Annotated in this window: 18 protein-coding genes and 1 tRNA gene; 13 read left to right on the forward strand and 6 right to left on the reverse strand. The window is 62.9% G+C overall.

The window, feature by feature from the left end; genetic code table 11:
* The first annotated feature begins 171 nt into the window (after window positions 1-171).
* From AC04SG_RS03650 to AC04SG_RS03665, 4 genes are read left to right on the forward strand one after another with little or no spacing between them, the layout of a single operon-like run.
* Window positions 172-1,749, forward strand: a complete 1,578-nt coding sequence (locus AC04SG_RS03650) for an ABC transporter ATP-binding protein (protein WP_488549975.1) — start codon at window positions 172-174, stop codon at window positions 1,747-1,749.
* Window positions 1,746-2,870, forward strand: coding sequence for an ABC transporter permease (locus AC04SG_RS03655; RefSeq protein WP_488549976.1), 1,125 nt, complete (start codon window positions 1,746-1,748; stop codon window positions 2,868-2,870). The genes AC04SG_RS03650 and AC04SG_RS03655 overlap by 4 nt, the downstream gene beginning before the upstream one ends.
* Window positions 2,870-3,790 carry an ABC transporter permease gene (locus AC04SG_RS03660; RefSeq protein WP_142865655.1) on the forward strand — a complete coding sequence of 307 codons (921 nt, stop codon included), beginning with the start codon at window positions 2,870-2,872 and terminating at the stop codon, window positions 3,788-3,790. The genes AC04SG_RS03655 and AC04SG_RS03660 overlap by 1 nt, the downstream gene beginning before the upstream one ends.
* Before the next feature lie 50 nt (window positions 3,791-3,840).
* Complete coding sequence (locus AC04SG_RS03665; RefSeq protein WP_488549977.1) at window positions 3,841-4,908, forward strand: BMP family ABC transporter substrate-binding protein; 1,068 nt, start codon at window positions 3,841-3,843, stop codon at window positions 4,906-4,908.
* A gap of 45 nt (window positions 4,909-4,953) precedes the next feature.
* Here AC04SG_RS03665 and AC04SG_RS03670 read toward each other — a convergent pair whose 3' ends face one another.
* A complete protein-coding gene (locus AC04SG_RS03670) occupies window positions 4,954-6,054 on the reverse strand; it encodes an acyltransferase family protein (RefSeq protein ID WP_488549978.1) in 1,101 nt (366 codons plus the stop codon).
* 237 nt (window positions 6,055-6,291) lie between these two features.
* Here AC04SG_RS03670 and AC04SG_RS03675 point away from each other — a divergent pair, with 237 nt between their 5' ends.
* A complete protein-coding gene (locus AC04SG_RS03675; protein ID WP_112561741.1) occupies window positions 6,292-6,735 on the forward strand; it encodes a hypothetical protein in 444 nt (147 codons plus the stop codon).
* Window positions 6,736-6,789: 54 nt separating this feature from the next.
* Here the strand turns inward: AC04SG_RS03675 and rimO are convergent, their stop codons facing one another.
* Together rimO and AC04SG_RS03685 are read right to left on the reverse strand one after the other, a co-directional pair.
* Window positions 6,790-8,103, reverse strand: a complete 1,314-nt coding sequence (gene rimO, locus AC04SG_RS03680) for a 30S ribosomal protein S12 methylthiotransferase RimO (RefSeq protein WP_488549979.1) — start codon at window positions 8,101-8,103, stop codon at window positions 6,790-6,792.
* Window positions 8,104-8,243: 140 nt separating this feature from the next.
* Window positions 8,244-8,903, reverse strand: coding sequence for a TerC family protein (locus AC04SG_RS03685; RefSeq protein WP_352558966.1), 660 nt, complete (start codon window positions 8,901-8,903; stop codon window positions 8,244-8,246).
* Between AC04SG_RS03685 and AC04SG_RS03690 the strand changes: the two genes are divergently transcribed.
* Entirely contained in the window at window positions 8,878-9,024 is a 147-nt protein-coding gene (locus tag AC04SG_RS03690; RefSeq protein ID WP_488550056.1) for a hypothetical protein, read from the forward strand. The genes AC04SG_RS03685 and AC04SG_RS03690 overlap by 26 nt on opposite strands.
* Before the next feature lie 42 nt (window positions 9,025-9,066).
* On the opposite strand, the gene AC04SG_RS03695 is transcribed toward AC04SG_RS03690, so the two are convergent.
* From AC04SG_RS03695 to AC04SG_RS03705, 3 genes are all read right to left on the reverse strand, one after another.
* Window positions 9,067-9,474 carry a DUF930 domain-containing protein gene (locus AC04SG_RS03695; RefSeq protein ID WP_181056947.1) on the reverse strand — a complete coding sequence of 136 codons (408 nt, stop codon included), beginning with the start codon at window positions 9,472-9,474 and terminating at the stop codon, window positions 9,067-9,069.
* Between the two features lie 147 nt (window positions 9,475-9,621).
* On the reverse strand, window positions 9,622-10,068 hold the full coding sequence (locus AC04SG_RS03700; protein WP_488549980.1) for a hypothetical protein: 447 nt from the start codon (window positions 10,066-10,068) through the stop codon (window positions 9,622-9,624).
* 75 nt (window positions 10,069-10,143) lie between these two features.
* Window positions 10,144-10,233, reverse strand: a tRNA-Ser gene (locus tag AC04SG_RS03705).
* Between the two features lie 254 nt (window positions 10,234-10,487).
* Here AC04SG_RS03705 and AC04SG_RS03710 point away from each other — a divergent pair.
* The 7 genes from AC04SG_RS03710 (at window position 10,488) to AC04SG_RS03740 (ending at window position 17,483) form a co-directional block, all read left to right on the forward strand.
* The gene (locus AC04SG_RS03710) at window positions 10,488-10,580 is read left to right on the forward strand and encodes a putative RiPP precursor (protein WP_488549981.1); all 93 of its coding nucleotides are present in this window, start codon (window positions 10,488-10,490) and stop codon (window positions 10,578-10,580) included.
* Window positions 10,581-10,779: 199 nt separating this feature from the next.
* Entirely contained in the window at window positions 10,780-11,988 is a 1,209-nt protein-coding gene (locus tag AC04SG_RS03715; RefSeq protein WP_488549982.1) for a septal ring lytic transglycosylase RlpA family protein, read from the forward strand.
* A gap of 93 nt (window positions 11,989-12,081) precedes the next feature.
* Entirely contained in the window at window positions 12,082-13,248 is a 1,167-nt protein-coding gene (locus AC04SG_RS03720) for a D-alanyl-D-alanine carboxypeptidase family protein (protein ID WP_488549983.1), read from the forward strand.
* A gap of 76 nt (window positions 13,249-13,324) precedes the next feature.
* Complete coding sequence (tmk, locus tag AC04SG_RS03725; protein ID WP_162712123.1) at window positions 13,325-13,999, forward strand: dTMP kinase; 675 nt, start codon at window positions 13,325-13,327, stop codon at window positions 13,997-13,999.
* Window positions 13,996-15,051, forward strand: coding sequence for a DNA polymerase III subunit delta' (locus AC04SG_RS03730; protein ID WP_488549984.1), 1,056 nt, complete (start codon window positions 13,996-13,998; stop codon window positions 15,049-15,051). Before tmk ends, AC04SG_RS03730 begins: the two co-directional genes overlap by 4 nt.
* Before the next feature lie 90 nt (window positions 15,052-15,141).
* A complete protein-coding gene (gene metG / locus AC04SG_RS03735) occupies window positions 15,142-16,695 on the forward strand; it encodes a methionine--tRNA ligase (RefSeq protein WP_488549985.1) in 1,554 nt (517 codons plus the stop codon).
* Entirely contained in the window at window positions 16,695-17,483 is a 789-nt protein-coding gene (locus tag AC04SG_RS03740; protein ID WP_488549986.1) for a TatD family hydrolase, read from the forward strand. Before metG ends, AC04SG_RS03740 begins: the two co-directional genes overlap by 1 nt.
* Window positions 17,484-17,485 lie beyond the last annotated feature (2 nt).

Raw genomic sequence — 17,485 nt, forward strand, 5'->3', positions numbered from 1 at the left:
CCCGACCACGCCAACGCGGCCGCCGTCTCAACCGACTTTGCGGGATACTTTTTTTACCCCTTGAGTTTCCGCTGAAATTCTTGAAGCTCTTTCAAGGTGGGTGCTGCTTTCGCACGAGAGCAGCCAGCGCATACCATGCTTTCGGGAACACAGAACATATCCGGAAACCGGATGGGAGGCACTGTGAGTGCAGATCATGATGGAGCGAACCTGCTTGAGGTTCGTGGCCTGACCAAGATATTCGGCACGTTGACTGCGTGCGATCATATCGACCTCAACATCGCCAAAGGCGAGATCCACGCACTGCTCGGCGAAAACGGCGCCGGCAAGTCGACGCTGGTCAAGATGCTGTTCGGTTCGCTGGAGCCCAATTCCGGCGAGATCTTCTGGAACGGCGAGGCGGTTCGCATCACCAGTCCTGGCATGGCGAAGAAGCTCGGCATCGGCATGGTGTTCCAGCATTTTTCGCTGTTCGAGGCGCTGACCGCGGCCGAGAACATCGCGCTGTCGCTGGATGACGGTTCGCCGATCAGCTCGATCGCCGCCAAGGCGAGGGCGCTTTCCTTCAGCTACGGCCTGCCGCTCGATCCGGACTCGCTGGTCGGCGATCTCTCGGTCGGCGAACGCCAGCGCATCGAGATCATCCGCTGCCTCTTGCAGACGCCGCAGCTCATCATCCTCGACGAGCCGACCTCGGTGCTGACGCCGCAGGAAGCCGACAAACTGTTCGAGACGCTGGAACGCCTGCGCTCGGAGGGCAAATCCATCCTCTACATTTCGCACCGGCTGGAAGAGGTCAAACGCATCTGCGACCGCGCAACCGTGCTGCGTCACGGCAAGGTCGTCGGCCACTGCAATCCGCGCGAGGAGACCGCTTCGTCGCTGGCCCGCATGATGGTCGGCAACGAGGTGAAAGCCGTGGTGCGGGCATCGGCGGAAGGCATCGAGACTGCCGCGCCGCTGCTCGAGATCCGCGCGCTCAGCCGCAAGCCGGCGACGCCGTTCTCGATCCCGCTGAAGAACATCAACCTCACCGTGCGTGCCGGCGAGGTGATCGGCATTGCCGGCGTCGCCGGCAACGGCCAGGGCGAGTTCTTCGAATCCGTCTCCGGCGAGGTGCTGCAGCACGATGCTGCTTCGGTGCGCATTCGCGGCAAGGACGCCGGCGGCCTATCGATTACCGGCCGCCGGCTGATGGGTGCCGCCTTCGTGCCGGAAGAGCGTCTCGGCCATGGTGCGGCGCCGCGCATGAAGCTTTCGGAAAACCTGCTTTTGTCGCGCCACGCCACCGACGGCAAGGTTTTTGTCGGCGCCGGCGGCGCAGTCAAAAGCGGTGCGGTCTATGCCGCCGCCCAACGCATCATCGTGGCGATGGACGTGCGCAAGAGCGCGCCCGATCCGGAAGCCGCAGCCCTTTCCGGCGGCAATCTGCAGAAATTCATCGTCGGCCGCGAGCTCGACCGCAGCCCGGCTGTCATGGTGGTCAACCAGCCGACATGGGGCGTCGACGCCGGTGCTGCCGCCCATATCCGCCAGGCGCTTATCGAACTGGCGCGCAGCGGCTCGGCGGTTCTGGTCATCAGCCAGGACCTCGACGAGCTGTTCGAGATTTCGGATGCGATCGCAGTCATGCACAATGGCGAGCTGTCGAAACCGCTGCCGATCGCCGAGGCCACGTTCGAAAAGATCGGTCTGCTGATGGGCGGCGCCGAGCCCGGCCACGCCGAACACACGCTGGAGACGGCATGATGCGCCTCGAACTCGTCAAACGTCCGCAGCGCTCGATGCTGTTTTCGGCGCTGTCGCCCTTCATCGCCTTCGGCCTGACGATGATTGCCGGTGCGATTCTGTTCGCGTTGCTCGGCGTCAACCCGTTGACGGCATTCCGGATCTATTTCATCGAGCCGGTCAGCCAGGTCTGGCAGCTGCATGAGCTGGCGATCAAGGCCGCACCCTTGATCCTGATCGCGGTCGGCCTGTCGGTCTGCTACAAGGCCAACATCTGGAACATCGGCGCCGAAGGCCAGTTCATCCTCGGCGGCATTTTCGGCTCGGCCATCCCGGTGTTGTTCCCTGGTTTCGAAGGCCCGCTCGTGCTGCCGCTGATGCTGTTGTCCGGCATGGTCGGTGGCGCTGCCTACGCAGCGATCCCGGCTCTCTTAAAGACGCGCTTCGGCACCAACGAGATCCTGACCAGCCTGATGCTGGTCTATGTCGCCCAGCTCTTCCTCGACTGGCTGGTGCGCGGTCCCTGGCGCGATCCGCAGGGCCACGGTTTCCCGCAGACGATCCAGTTCAACGACTCGGCCGTTTTGCCGGAGCTGATGCCGGATGCCGGCCGCGCCAATTGGGGTTTTGTCTTCGCGCTTGTCGCCGCCGTGCTGATCTGGGTGCTGATGAGCCGCCTGCTCAAGGGTTTTGAGGTCCGCGTGCTCGGCTCCAGCCCGCGGGCAGGGCGCTTCGCCGGCTTCGGCCTCAACCGCATGGTCTTCTTCGCCTTCCTGCTGTCGGGGGCGTTGGCGGGGCTTGCCGGCATCTCGGAAGTCTCCGGCGCCATCGGCCAGCTGCAGCCGGTGATTTCGCCCGGCTACGGCTTCACCGCCATCATCGTCGCCTTCCTTGGCCGGCTGAACCCACTCGGCATTGTTGCCGCCGGCCTGGTGCTGGCGCTGACCTATCTCGGCGGCGAGGCGGTGCAAAGCGCGCTCGGCATCTCCGACAAGGTGGCGCGTGTGTTCCAGGGCATGCTTTTGTTCTTCGTCCTCGGTTGCGACACCCTCATCCACTACCGCATTCGTCTCGTCGGCATGGCGCTGGCGAAGGGCGCTGCAAAACTCGATGCTGCGCCGAAGTTGAAGGAAGCCCGCTGATGGACATCACCGTCAACATCCTTTTGACCATCGCCACGGCGGCGACGCCGTTGCTGATCGCGGCCATCGGCGAACTGGTGGTCGAGCGCTCCGGTGTGCTCAACCTCGGCGTCGAAGGCATGATGATCATGGGCGCCGTCGGCGGCTTCGGCGCCGGCTATCTCACCGGATCGCCCTGGATCGGCCTGCTCGCGGCGATCGCCATGGGCGCGGTATTCTCGCTGCTGTTTGCGGTCATGACCCTGTCGCTCGCCACCAACCAGGTGGCGACGGGCCTGTCGCTGACGCTGCTCGGCCTCGGCCTGTCCGGCATGATGGGGACCAGCTTTGTCGGCCAGCCCGGCGAGCGGCTGCCAAATCTCTACATCCCGGTGCTGACCGACATTCCTGTGGTCGGCAGGCTGCTGTTCGGCCAGGACCCGATCTTCTACATCTCGATCGCGCTCACCGCCGCTGTCATGTGGTTCCTGTTCAAGACCCGCACCGGGCTGACGCTGCGCTCGATCGGCGACAGCCACACATCGGCGCACGCGCTTGGCATCAAGGTTATCCGCTACCGTTATCTCGCCGTCATCTTCGGCGGCGCCTGCGCCGGTCTTGCCGGCGGCCACCTGTCGCTGGTCTATACGCCGCAATGGGTGGAGAACATGACCGCCGGGCGCGGCTGGATCGCGCTGGCGCTGGTCGTGTTCGCCTCCTGGCGGCCGTGGCGGGTGCTGGCCGGCGCCTACATCTTCGGCGCGGTGTGGATCGGCCAGCTTCATGCACAGGCTTTTGGCATTCCGGTGCCTTCGCAGCTGCTTTCTTCTCTGCCCTATCTGGCAACCGTCGTGGTTCTCGTTCTAATCTCGCGCAACAAGCGTCTGACGATGATGAACACGCCGGCTTCCTTGGGGCAGCCATTCGTTCCGGATCGTTGACAACAAAAACAAACGGGAAGCTCCAAGGCTAAACTCAGAGAGGTAACACAATGAAAAAACTGCTTATTGCGTTGATGACCACGACCGCCGCCATGTCGCTGGCGGCGTCCGCGCAAGCCGCCGACAAGTTGAAGGCGTGCTGGGTCTATACCGGCCCGATCGGCGACTTCGGCTATTCCTACCAGCACGACCAGGGCCGCCTCGAGGTGGAGAAGGCGCTCGCCGACAAGGTCGAAACCGCCTATCTTGAAAACGTCTCGGAAGGCCCGGATGCCGACCGCGCTTTCGAGCGTCTGGCGCGCGAGGGCTGCAAGATCATCTTCGGCACCTCCTTCGGCTTCATGGACCCGGAAGTGAAGGTCGCCAAGAAATTCCCGAAGGTGATGTTCGAGCACGCCACCGGCTACAAGACCGGTGACAATCTCGGCATCTACAATGCGCGCTTCTACGAAGGCCGCTATGTGCTCGGCCAGATCGCTGCCAAGGAATCGAAGGCTGGTGTCGCCGGCTACATTGTGTCCTTTCCGATCCCCGAAGTGGTGATGGGCATCAACTCCTTCATGCTCGGCGCGCAGTCGATCAACCCGAACTTCAAGGCCAAGATCGTCTGGGTGAACTCCTGGTTCGATCCGGGCAAGGAAGCCGACGCCGCCAAGGCGCTGTTTGACCAGGGCGCCGACATCATCGTCCAGCACACCGATTCCACCGCTGCCTTGCAGGTGGCCGAGGAGCGCAAGCTGCACGGCTTCGGCCAGTCCTCCGACATGATCAAGTTCGCGCCGAACGCGCAGCTGACCTCGCTCACCGACGAATGGGGCCCGTACTATATCAGCCGCGTGCAGGCGGCGTTGGACGGCACCTGGAAGCCGGACAATGTCTGGCTGGGCATCAAGGATGGCGCCGTCAAGCTCGCGCCCTTCACCAACATGCCGGACGACGTGAAGGCGATGGCCGAGGCAACCACCAAGAAGATCGCCGACGGCTGGAACCCCTTTACCGGACCGATCGCCAAGCAAGACGGCACGCCGTGGCTCAAGGACGGCGAAGTCGCCGACGACGGCACGCTGCTCGGCATGAACTTCTATGTGAAGGGCGTCGACGACAAACTGCCGCAGTAAGCCCAGGAAACGCAAAGCAAAAAGGGCGCCCTCTGGCGCCCTTTCTCATTTCGCCGGCTGTGCGCTCCTGCCGCGAAACCGAGCCAGCGCGGTATCGAGCGCGCCGCCGATCCAGGCCTTCACCCTGCGCTGGGCCGGCCGTTCGAAATACTGCCAGATCACCCAGGAAAGCAGAACCATGAGCGCGACACAGCCTAGCGCTGCAGCCCATTTGCCGACCAAGGGTGCGGCGGTATTGATGGCGATATAGCCGATTTTCTGGTGCAGGAGATAAAGCGGGTAGGTCAGCCCGCCCAGCGCCAGCGTCAGCGCGGACGGCACGACATGGCTGCGCAGCAGGATCGCGCCGATCAGCAGGGAATGCATGACGATGTTGGCAATCACCAGATGCGGCTGCGAAACGGCAATGCCGTATTCTCTGAGCATCCACTGCTGCGTCACCGACAATGTGCTGCAGGACAGAAGGAAGGCCGCACCAAGCAGCAGCAGGGCTGCTAGGGAGCGGCCATGCGCATGGATGTGGTGGACGAGTACGCCGGCGGCAAAGAACGGACCGAATTCGGTGATGAACAGCAGCCTTGCCGCACGGCTTTCGATGAAGAACTCGTTCGACGCCGAGATCGCCAGCCAGACGAAGATCAGCCCAAGCTTCCATTTCTGGAAAACGCCACCGAGCAGAGCGAGCGTCACCCAGCCGTAGAAGACCAGCTCAAGCAGGATCGACCAGTAGACGCCGTCCATGAATGGCTGGCCCAAGGCCGGCGCAAACATCGACAGGTTGGCTGCATATTGACCGAGCGAGGTTGAAAACAGCGGTGCACCGAAAGCCATGACGATGACGAAGGTGATCGTCATGCACAGGAGGTAGCCGGGGTACAGGCGTACGAAACGCGCGGTCGCAAACTCTTGCCAGAAGCGGCCTTCCGCCGACCAGGCTATGACGAAGCCGCTGATCAGGAAGAACAGGTTGACGCCGAGATAGCCGTAGAGGGCGAACGGCGCCACGCTCGGATAGCCCTCGGCCAGCGCGCCCTCGGCAGCCGCGCCGCGAAAGAAGTAATGGAAGAACACCACAACCAACGCCGCCGCCAGCCTCAACAGGTCTAGCGTCGCGATATGATCCTGTCGGGCAGGTCTGGCATCCATGCGAAGTCTCGGCGTTTACGGCCCGGAAACCATAACGCAGATCTCGACGAAACAGGGTAAATAGCGGCAAATATCGCGAAATTTGGTAAATGGCGGCGGAAGCATCCGACCGGGCACAATTGTCTGTGACACGGTTCCGTGACCCCCTTCACAGACGAAGTTGCTTTTTACTTGCATGCTCATCTTGCGGCCTGACGAAATCGGCCGACGTTACTAATTTGAGCAGGAGAATGTCTTATGCAATTGAGCAAAAAACTCTTAGCCATTATCGGTAAACGCATTCCAGCCATTTATGACGTCATCCCGCGCGGACCACAGGGGCGGCTCGCGCAAATCGCACTCAATCCTCAGCCGCTCCCGCCTCACGAACTGGGCGCCGCGATCGCGGACGAATTCGTCCGCTCCGCCTGGTCCGCCGAGCGAGGCGGGCTCGATAGCAAGGCGTTGATGAGCGACCTCGACGATTGGTGCCCGACGCGACCGAAGATACCGAAGCTTCCTCCGTGGTGGCCGCCGATTCCGGAACCCGAGCCGCATCCCGAATGGTTCGTAGACTATCATCTGGGATTTGCTGCACGGCTGTCCGTGGTCGCGGCCGGCTCGGCGGGCACGCGGCTGGACAAGACCCTCAATCAGGCGATCGATCGGTCGCTGGCTGCAATGGAATCGGTGAAGCTCTGACCAAGGGTGCGCCAAAATCCGAGGGCGCCGGGGAGGCGCCCTTTCGGCGGTTTTCTAGACCGCTGAACCGTAAAGATCGTAAGCGTCGGCGCGGTCGATCTTGACGGTGACGATGTCGCCTTGGCGCAGCGGGCGGCGCGACTGGATGTGCACCGAACCGTCGATCTCGGGCGCGTCGTATTTGGTGCGGCCCTTGGCCGAGGTGCCATGCGCCTCGTCGATCAGCACCGGCAGGCGCTTGCCGACCTTCTTGGCCAGCTGCGTCGCCGAGATCTTCTGCTGGCGCTGCATGAAGCGATGCCAGCGCGCTTCCTTGATCTCCTGCGGCACCTGTTCCAGGCCGAGATCGTTGGAGCGGGCGCCCCGGACCGGTTCGTATTTGAAACAGCCGGCGCGGTCGATCTTGGCCTCGTCCAGCCAGTCGAGCAGCATCTGGAAATCGTCTTCCGTCTCGCCGGGAAAGCCGACGATGAAGGTCGAGCGTATCGCGAGGTCCGGGCACACGTCGCGCCAGCCGCGAATGCGCTCCAGCGTCTTTTCGCCGTGGGCGGGCCGGCGCATGTTCTTCAAGACCTGCGGCGAGGCGTGCTGGAACGGGATGTCGAGGTAAGGAAGAATTTTTCCCTCGGCCATCAGCGGAATGACATCGGCGACATGCGGGTAGGGATAGACATAGTGCATGCGCACCCAGATGCCGAGCTTGCCCAGTTCCTCCGACAGGTCGAGGAATTTCGCCCGCACTTCTCGGTCGCCGAACATCGATGTCTGGTACTTGATGTCGATGCCGTAGGCGCTGGTGTCCTGCGAAATGACCAACAATTCCTTGACGCCGGCCTTGGCCAGTTTCTCGGCCTCGCGCAGCACATCGGCCGCCGGCCGCGAGACGAGGTCGCCGCGCAGTGCGGGAATGATGCAGAAGGTGCAGCGGTTGTTGCAGCCTTCGGAAATCTTCAGATAGGCGTAGTGGCGCGGCGTCAGCTTCACGCCTTGCGGCGGCAACAGGTCGATATAGGGATCGTGGCTTGGCGGTGCCGCCTCATGCACCGCCGCCATCACGCTTTCGTAGGCCTGCGGTCCGGTGATGGCGAGCACGTTGGGGTGCTTTTCGCGGATGACATCCGGCTCGGCGCCAAGGCAGCCGGTGACGATGACCCTGCCATTCTCCGAGAGTGCCGAACCGATGGCATTGAGCGACTCGTCGCGGGCCGAATCGAGGAAGCCGCAGGTGTTGACGACGACAAGGTCGGCGCCGTCATGTTTGCGCGCGATCTCATAGCCTTCGGCGCGCAGACGCGTGATGATGCGCTCGGAATCCACAAGGGCCTTCGGGCATCCAAGGCTGACGAAACTGACGCGAGGGGCAGACATGAAACAACTTCCGGGTTTTTCGGGATCGGCGGCCAGTACCACACTTATTGCGGCATTGGTATGGGCAGCGGCTGCGGCGAACGCGACGGCGGCCTCCAGCTGACAACTCGGCAGTAACAGAAGCTATACGACCGGCAGCGTCAGCTCACCGCAGGACTGACATGCGGCCAGACCTCGACAACGCCACGATAGACCATGTCGAGCGCGACATAGAGGATGATCAGCAGGCCGATATAGGCGATCCAGCGGTAGCGGTGCAGCAGCCTGGCAATGAAGCTCGCGGCAAGGCCCATCAGCGCAATCGACAGCACGAGGCCGATGACCAGAACCGGGAAATGATCGCGCGCCGCACCGGCGACCGCCAGCACATTGTCGAGCGACATCGAGACATCGGCGACGACGATCTGCAGCGCTGCCTGGCCGAGCGTCTTGCGCGCCTTGCCGGTCGCAACCGTCTGGTCGCCGTCGAGATCGGCATTGGCCAGCGCCTCGGTCGCCTCCTGCTCGTCGGCATGGGACGTCCGCAGCTCGCGCCACATCTTCCAGCACACCCACAACAAAAGGATGCCGCCGGCCAGCAGCAGGCCGACGATTGCCAACAGCTTGACGGTGACGGCGGCAAACAGGATGCGCAGCACCGTTGCCGCCAACACGCCGATAAGGATGGCCTTCTTGCGCTGCTCGACCGGCAGGCCGGCTGCGGCAAGGCCGATAACGATGGCGTTGTCGCCGGCAAGCACCAGATCGATGGCGATGACCTGGAGGAGGGCGGTCATGCTTGCGGCGCTGAAAATGTCCATCGACCGGAGGCCCCTTTTTGTTCGCCGCGTGTTCGTCGTCGGATATGTCGACGCCCTAACGTGTATGCTTCCCGCGCGTCAAGAGAACGCTACGGGCAAGGCCAAAAAACCACAGGAATAGCGAAAGCTCGTTCTGCCAGAGAGAATTCTGGTTTTGGAAAATTCAATCGTAGAGATTGTACTTCGCCCAGTCGGCTTCCGGGATCTCGTCACCGATGCGGTAACGAAACTGCAGGACTTCCATATGGTCCGGCGCTGTCTCGCATTTGAACTTCAGCCGGTACCATTGCCCCTTGCTGCGGAAGGCCGCGCCCGGGCTGCGGATGGCATCGGCTTTCATTTCCGGCGTGGCGAAGGCGTAGGCGACGACGCGGTCGGCCTTGTACTTGTGGTCGTCATGGCTGATGCGGTCGAGCACCTCGGCGTCGCATCGCTGTTCCAGCCGGGTCTGCGGATCGAGTTTCAGCAGGCCGGCGCGCAAGGCGGCGTCCATCGCGTGGGCCGGCCAGGCCAGCGTCACCGACGCCAGGGCCGCAAGGAATAGTTTTTTCATGGGCGGGAGAACCAGCATATTTCGGTTCAAAAATCAACCGGAGTACCGACCCCGCCGCGTCCAGCCGGACTGGCGATTGAAACCAGAAACGGCGCGCAACGGTGCGACGTTGAAGGCGTAATCTTCCGGCTGGAGCTGCGAGAACCAAGACAAAACGGCATCGCGTTACGGCCCTCGCGCAGACAGCCAGACAGACAGCAGTCCGGTGAGCGAGCCGATGATCCCGATGATCACGCCAGCCCACGTAATGGCGGATTCACGTCGGTCTCTGCGCTCCAACCGGATCGCTTTTCGAACTTCGGAATAACCGATCGTCGTCAGGTGCCAGGTATGCAGCTGGCGCGACCGTTCCCAAATGGAGCTGGCCTCGCTCGGGTATTCATAAGGAACGTCAAGGCTATTCGCTTTGCGCAGGAGCCTCCGCGTTTTGATCGCCTCGATCGCGTCAACGTGTAGCGAAGTTTCCCAGTGACGACCGTTTTCAGCATTCTCGCGGTCGTTGGCCGTTTTGGCCTTTGCCAATTCGACATCGTAAGCGCGGTCGATGCGCCTGATAGCGCGCCGGTTTCTGGCAATTTCGACAGCCTCTGTAATCCGGAGTGGCATCCACATGGTTTGCCTCCATGGAAGTTGTCGGCGTGAACTTTCTCTACAAACGCCGCTCGTAGCTCTCGCCGGCAGGGTCGGTGGCGGAGGGAGTGGGATTCGAACCCACGGTGGGCTTGCACCCACGCCGGTTTTCAAGACCGGTGCCTTAAACCGCTCGGCCATCCCTCCGTCGTGATTTTTCAATCACTTGCGCGCTCGTCCTGATCGCCGTTCCTGGCTGCCGGAAGCAGCAGCGAAAGGAGATCATGCGCGTTTCATTGCTCTAGTGCGCGCTGCAAAGGCCTGTCAACAGCGCAAGATCGTCGGCATCGAATATCTGCCGAAACATGACAGTGAGCCGCTTGTTCTGTCCCGAACATTGACAATGCGGCGAAACACCGGCCAATCTGTGCTTGCCAAATACAGGAGCAAGTGGGGAAACCATGAAAAAGACCTACGAGAAGCCGATCCTGGTAAAGCGCCAGAGGCTGTCGCATGTGACAGCGCAGGAACTCCCCTCTATCGAGCCGCAATGACGGATACGGCCTGACGTCGGCAGCGGTGCAGCCGCCGCCACAATCCTGCCCGGTTCCGGACACAATCGATTAATACGCTGATAAACAATTCCTGCGCACAAGGGGATGGGGATTGGCGCGTCGCAGGCATTGCTGTTCTGGCTCCGCCGAGATTCTAAAAACGGTGCCTGTGTCGATACGGTAGGGGACATCTGAAAACATGCAGACCACGACGCATCGGCGTCTTCGTCGCGCTCCTGCTTTGGTCTTGTGCGCCCTTTCGGCTGCGTTGCTGGCCGCCTGCGCATCGCCGCAGTCCGACTCGAAAGCGATGGTCTACAAGAAGCCTCGCTCGAAGGAATATTTTGCCGAGACCGAGTATGGCGTGAAGGCCAGCCCGCGCGTCCAATATATGCGGCGCGGCGGCGGCCGTGACCAGCTGGGCAAGCCCTATCAGGTGCGCGGCAAGTGGTATTACCCCAAGGAAGACAAGCGCTACGCCAAGGTCGGGCTGGCCTCCTGGTACGGCGACGCCTTCCACGGCCGTCTCACAGCCAATGGCGAAGTCTATGACATGACGCATCTGACGGCGGCGCATCCGACCATGCCGTTGCCGAGCTATGCCCGTGTCACCAACCTCGAAACGGGCAGTTCGGTTATCGTGCGGGTAAACGACCGCGGCCCGTACCATGAAGGCCGCATCATCGACGTCTCGGAGCGTGCCGCGCAGATGCTCGACTACGCCAAGGTCGGCACCGCCAAGGTCAAGGTCGAATATGTCGGCCGCGCGCCGCTCGACGGCGACGATGACCAGTATCTGATGGCTTCCTACCATCCTGGCAACCGCATACCGGACCCGTCGGATGGTTTGCCGACCGGCGTCATGGTTGCCATGAACGGACCTTCGCCAAGCCTGCCGGTCGGCGCCGCCGCCGTGCCGTTCCCTGGCCAGCTGACCAATTCCGGCACCGAGGCGCAGCCCGTAATGTCGGTGCAGGCGCCGGCTTTCGGCGACATCACGCTGCCCGAATTCGGACCGATCGTGCCGCAGCGGCCCGAGTCGCCTTTTGCCGTGGCCTCGCTGTCCTATGCGGATGAACGCGTGCAGCGCGCCGACGTCTTTGCAGCACTGGACGACCAGGGCATGTCGCCGGCCGACATTCTGCAATCGTGGAAAAAATCCAATCCGCAGGCCGCACCGGCAACGTCCGATTATGTCGCCGCCGGCTCCTTCGACGACGCCGCCGAGGCGAGGCGGGTGGCTGAAGCCCTCAAACCCTTCGGCAGGACCGAAATCCAGAGCACCGAACTCGACGGCAATGACTGGTACGCGGTCAACCTCTATCCGGATGGCCACGGCAATGTCGACGACCTCTTGCGCGCGGCATGGTCGCATGGCGCGCCGGATGCGCTGGCTGTGCGCGACTGATCAACAAGCTTTGCCATTGCGCGGTTGATCCGCCGGGAAGAAGCCTGATAGCCTTGCGGCACGTTTCCTGCAGGCCAATGGGTCGAGCCTCTCATGCGATTTCGCCTTGTCCACCCTTTTGCCGGGCTTTTGGGTCTTGGCCTTTTGCTGGCCGCGCTGGTTCCGGCAAACGCACAGCTTTTTGAGACCAAGGCCACGCAGGCTTTCATGATCGATGCCGAGACCGGCACGGTGCTGTTTTCCAAGGATGCCGACCAACCGATCCCGCCGGCTTCGATGGCCAAGCTGATGACCATGGAGATGGTCTTCAACGCCATCAAGTCGAAGCGCATGACCCTCGACGATACCTTCGTGGTCTCGGAGAACGCCTGGCGCAAGGGCGGCGCCCCGTCGGGAACGTCGACCATGTTCGCCAAGCTCAAATCAGCGGTCCGGGTCGAGGACCTGATCCAGGGCGTCACCATACAGGCCGCCAATGACGGCTGCATGGTGCTGGCCGAGGGCATGGCGGGCTCCGAAGAGAATTTCGCCGCGCAGATGAACGATCGCGCCCGCCAGATCGGGCTGGCGAAATCGACATTCGTCAATTCGACCGGCCTGCCGGCCGACGGACAGCAGACGACGGTGCGCGAACTGGCGCAGCTCGGCCTGCACCTGTGGCGCGAATACCCCGAGCTCTACCTCTACTATGGCCGGGCCGATTTCACCTGGAACAAGATCTCGCAAAGGAACCGCAACCCCTTGCTGGCCATGGGCATCGGCGCCGACGGACTGGCGGTCGGTGCAAGCGAGGCGGGCGGTTTCGGCATTGTCGGCTCGGTCAGCCATGACGGGACACGGGTGATCGCGGCGATGAGCGGACTGGCGAACGATCGCGAGCGCGCCGAGGAAGCGCGAAAGCTGCTCGAATGGGGCGTCCGGTCCTTCGAGAAGACCGAGATATTCGCCAGCAACGAAGTGGTCGGCGAGGCCCAGGTGTTCGGCGGCGCCAAATCCGGCGTGGCGCTGAAAGCAAAGGCGCCGATCAACGTGCTGCTGCCGATCGCCAACCGCGACAAGCTGACCGCAAAGATCGTCTATCAGGGGCCAGTGTCAGCGCCAGTGGAGGAAGGCCAGCCAGTCGGTGTGCTGCGCGTCTGGATCGGCGACACGCTGAGCCAGGAGACACCGCTGTTCGCCGCCGAATCGGTCGGCGTCGGCACGCTGCCGCAACGCGCGTTCGATGCCGCCAAGGAACTGGCCGTCGGCTGGTTGCGTTAAAGCAGCGTCAGAATCGTGGACCTTTGATAAGGTCCGGACTATGACGTCAGCGCAAAACAGGACAAAGGCCTTTCGGTTGGCGCGCGGATTTTTCATCACCTTCGAAGGCGGCGAGGGCGCAGGCAAGTCGACGCAGATCGAGCGGCTGGCCAGGAAGATGCGCGCCAAGAAATATGATGTTCTCGTCACCCGCGAACCCGGGGGGTCACCCGGCGCCGAGGCGGTAAGACATGTCCTGCTTTCCGGCGCCGCCGAGCCATTCGGGCCGAAGATGGAGGCGCTGCTGTTCGCCGCCGCGCGTTCCGACCATGTCGAGCAGGTCATCCGGCCGGCGGTCGAGCGCGGCTCCATCGTGCTGTGCGACCGTTTCCTGGATTCGTCGCGCGTCTACCAGGGCGTCACCGGGGGCCTCGATCCGGCCTTCATGGAAGCGCTGGAAGAGGTCGCCATCAACGGCATGATGCCTGACATGACGCTGATCCTCGACATCGATCCAGCCGAAGGCTTGCGGCGCGCCACCGCGCGGCGTGGCGCCGGCGACGGTCCGGACCGCTTCGAAAAGGAGACGCTGGACATCCACCAGCGCCGCCGCGACGCCTTCCTGGCGATTGCCGCCGCCGAGCCGGACCGCTGCATCGTCATCGACGCGTCGGCGCCTCCCGATACGGTGGAGGATGTCATCACCGCGGCCGTGTTCGCCGCACTCGAGGCGAGGGCGCCCGCGCGCAACAGACAGGCGGCGCCCGCATGATCTTCGAACGCATCGCCCCCGAGCAGCACGACACACTGGACGGCGTACCGGAGCCGTCCGAAACGCTGCGCCTGGTCGGCCATGAGCAGGCGGCCGCGATGCTCGCTGCCGCCTATCGCTCGGGAAAACTGCCGCATGCTCTGATCTTTGCCGGGCCGGTCGGCATCGGCAAGGCGACGCTCGCCTTTCACCTTGCGCATCATCTGCTGAAGCATCCGGCCTTCGAAACGGCGCCGGAAATATTTGCCGTTCCCGATCCGGCCTCACCGCTGTTTCGCCAGATCGCCACCGGGGCGCATCCCGGCGTGCTGCATCTGACGCGGCCGCTGAACGACAAGACCAAGAGCTTCAAGACGGTCGTCACCGTCGATGAAATCCGTAAGGTCAACCGCTTCCTGTCGCTGACCTCGCATGACGGCAGCTACCGGGTGGTGATCGTCGATCCGGCCGACGACATGAACACCAACGCCGCCAATGCCTTGCTGAAGAACCTCGAGGAGCCGCCGGCCCGTACGCTGTTCATCCTCATCGTCCATGCACCGGGCAGCCTGTTGCCGACGATCCGCTCGCGCTGCCAGATGGTGCGGTTGGCGCCACTCGATGCCGGCAGCCTGATGAGCGTTCTGGAAACCGTCGAGCAGCCGCCGCCAGCCGATCCGGCGGCGCGCGCGGCACTGGCCGAACGGGCAGGGGGCAGCGCCCGCAATGCGATCCTGTTGACACAATATGGCGGGCTTGAGATTGCAAGCACGCTGGACGCTTTGGTGGCCGCAGGCAAGACCGACGTCGCCGGCGCCTATCGCCTTGCCGAGGCGGTCGCCGGCCGCGACCAGGCGATCCAGTTCGACATCTTCAACCGCCGCGCGCTGGATCTGCTCTCGGCGGGCGCCAGCGAAGCAGCGCTCGCCGGCGACCTCAAGCGGGCGAAAACCCTGTCCGACACTTGGCACGAGGCGCTGAACGCTATATCTGAGACCGACACCTACAATCTCGACAAGAAGCAGCACGCCTTGACCATGATCGACCGCCTGAATTCCGCAATGCGAATGTGACCGGATCCGGCCTCGGGTCGGGATGGCAATCGCCGTCTCGATGCGATATCCACCCTCACATTCAATTCGGACATTCATGACGGTTCATTCATGTCACGCGACACATTCTACATCACGACCGCGATTTCCTATCCGAACGGCAAGCCGCATATCGGCCATGCCTACGAGGTGATCGCCACCGACGCGCTCGCCCGCTTCCAGCGGCTCGACGGCAGAGAAGTTTTCTTCCTCACCGGCACCGATGAGCACGGCATCAAGATGCTGCAGACGGCCAGGCGCGAAGGCATTTCCGCGCGTGAGCTCGCCGACCGCAACGCGGCCGAATTCAGGAAGATGGCGACGGCGCTGAACGCCTCCAATGACGATTTCATCCGCACCACCGAAGAGCGGCATTACGCGTCCTCGCAGGCGATCTGGAAGGCGATGGACGCCAATGGCGACATCTACAAGGGCGGCTATGCCGGCTGGTACTCGGTGCGCGACGAAGCCTATTACGGCGAGGAGGAGACCGAAGTCCGCGCCGACGACATCCGCTACGGGCCGCAGGGAACGCCGGTCGAATGGGTCGAGGAGGAGAGCTATTTCTTCCGCCTCTCGGCCTATCAGGACAAGCTTATCGCACTCTACGAAAGCCAGCCCGATTTCATCGGACCGGCCGAGCGGCGCAATGAGGTGATGAGCTTCGTCAAATCCGGCTTGAAGGATTTGTCGATCTCGCGCACCACGTTCGACTGGGGCGTGCCGGTGCCGGGCGACGAAAAGCATGTGATGTATGTCTGGGTCGACGCCTTGACAAATTACATCACCGGCGTCGGCTATCCCGATGAAAAGGATGAGAAATGGAAGTTTTGGCCGGCTGATGCCCACATTATCGGCAAGGACATTGTACGCTTCCACGCCGTCTACTGGCCGGCCTTCCTGATGTCGGCTGGCATCCCGCTGCCGAAGCGCGTTTTCGGCCACGGCTTCCTGTTCAACCGCGGCGAGAAAATGTCGAAGTCGGTCGGCAATGTCGTCGACCCGTTCACAATGGTCGAACATTACGGCGTCGACCAGGTGCGCTATTTCTTCCTGCGCGAGGTGCCGTTCGGCCAGGACGGCAGCTACAGCCATGAAGCGATCGTCAACCGCACCAATGCCGATCTCGCAAATGGCCTCGGCAATCTGGCGCAGCGCTCGCTGTCGATGATTGCCAAGAACTGCGGCGGCGTGGTGCCGCAACGGGGCGAGCTTACCGAAGCCGACAGCGCGATCCTCGACCAGGCGGTGGAAGCGCTTGGGACGGCGCGCAAGGCGATGGCGGAGCAGGGCATCCATCTGGCGCTCGCGGCGATCTTCGGCGTGGTGGCTGAAGCCGATCGTTACTTCGCCGCGCAGGCACCCTGGGCGCTGAAGAAGACCGATCCGGCGCGGATGGAAACAGTGCTGTGGACGACCGCCGAGATCGTGCGTCGCGTGGCACTTCTGAGCCAGCCCTACATTCCGGGTTCGGCGGCAAAGCTGCTCGACCTGCTGGCGGTGCCGGCGGACACGCGCCAGTTCGCGCATGTCCATGCCGACTATGCGTTGGTGCCGGGTACGCCATTGCCCGTGCCGGAGGGCGTCTTTCCGCGCTATGTCGAAAAGCCGGAGGCGAGCGCCTGATGCTCGTCGACAGCCATTGCCATCTCGACTTTCCGGACTTCGCCGAGGAGCGGGCGGCCATCGTCGCCCGCGCCAAGGCCGCCGGAATTGGCCGCATGGTGACCATCTCGACACGTGTGAAGCGGTTTCAGCAAGTGCTTGAGATCGCGGAGAGTTTCGAAGAGGTCTACTGCTCGGTCGGCACCCATCCGCATAATGCCGGCGAAGAGCTGGATGTGACGGCCGAGGAGCTTGTGCGCCTGTCCGCGCATCCAAAGGTGATGGCGATCGGTGAGGCTGGGCTCGACTATTTCTACGACAAGGCGCCGCGCGATGCGCAGGCGCAGGGCTTTCGCACCCACATAGCAGCCGCGCGCGAGACCGGCCTGCCGCTGGTCATCCATTCGCGCGATGCCGATGACGATATGGCAGCCATACTCGAAGACGAAACAGGGAAGGGCGCCTTCCCCTTCATCCTGCATTGTTTTTCCTCCGGACGCCGGCTGGCCGAAGTGGGCGTGGCGCTTGGCGGTTATGTATCCTTCTCGGGCATCCTGACCTTCAAGAACTCGGCCGAATTGCGCGCCATCGCTGCCGATGTGCCGCATGACCGGCTGCTGGTCGAGACCGACGCGCCCTATCTGGCGCCGGTGCCGTTTCGCGGCAAGCGCAACGAGCCGGCCTACGTCGCGCACACGGCCAAGGTGCTGGCCGAGACGATAGGCGTTGACGAGGCCGAGATCGCGACGCTGACGACGGCGAATTTCTTCCGGCTGTTCGGCAAGATGCCGCGGCCCTCCGGGCTCTGACG

Source organism: Mesorhizobium sp. CNPSo 4684 (assembly GCF_057784315.1).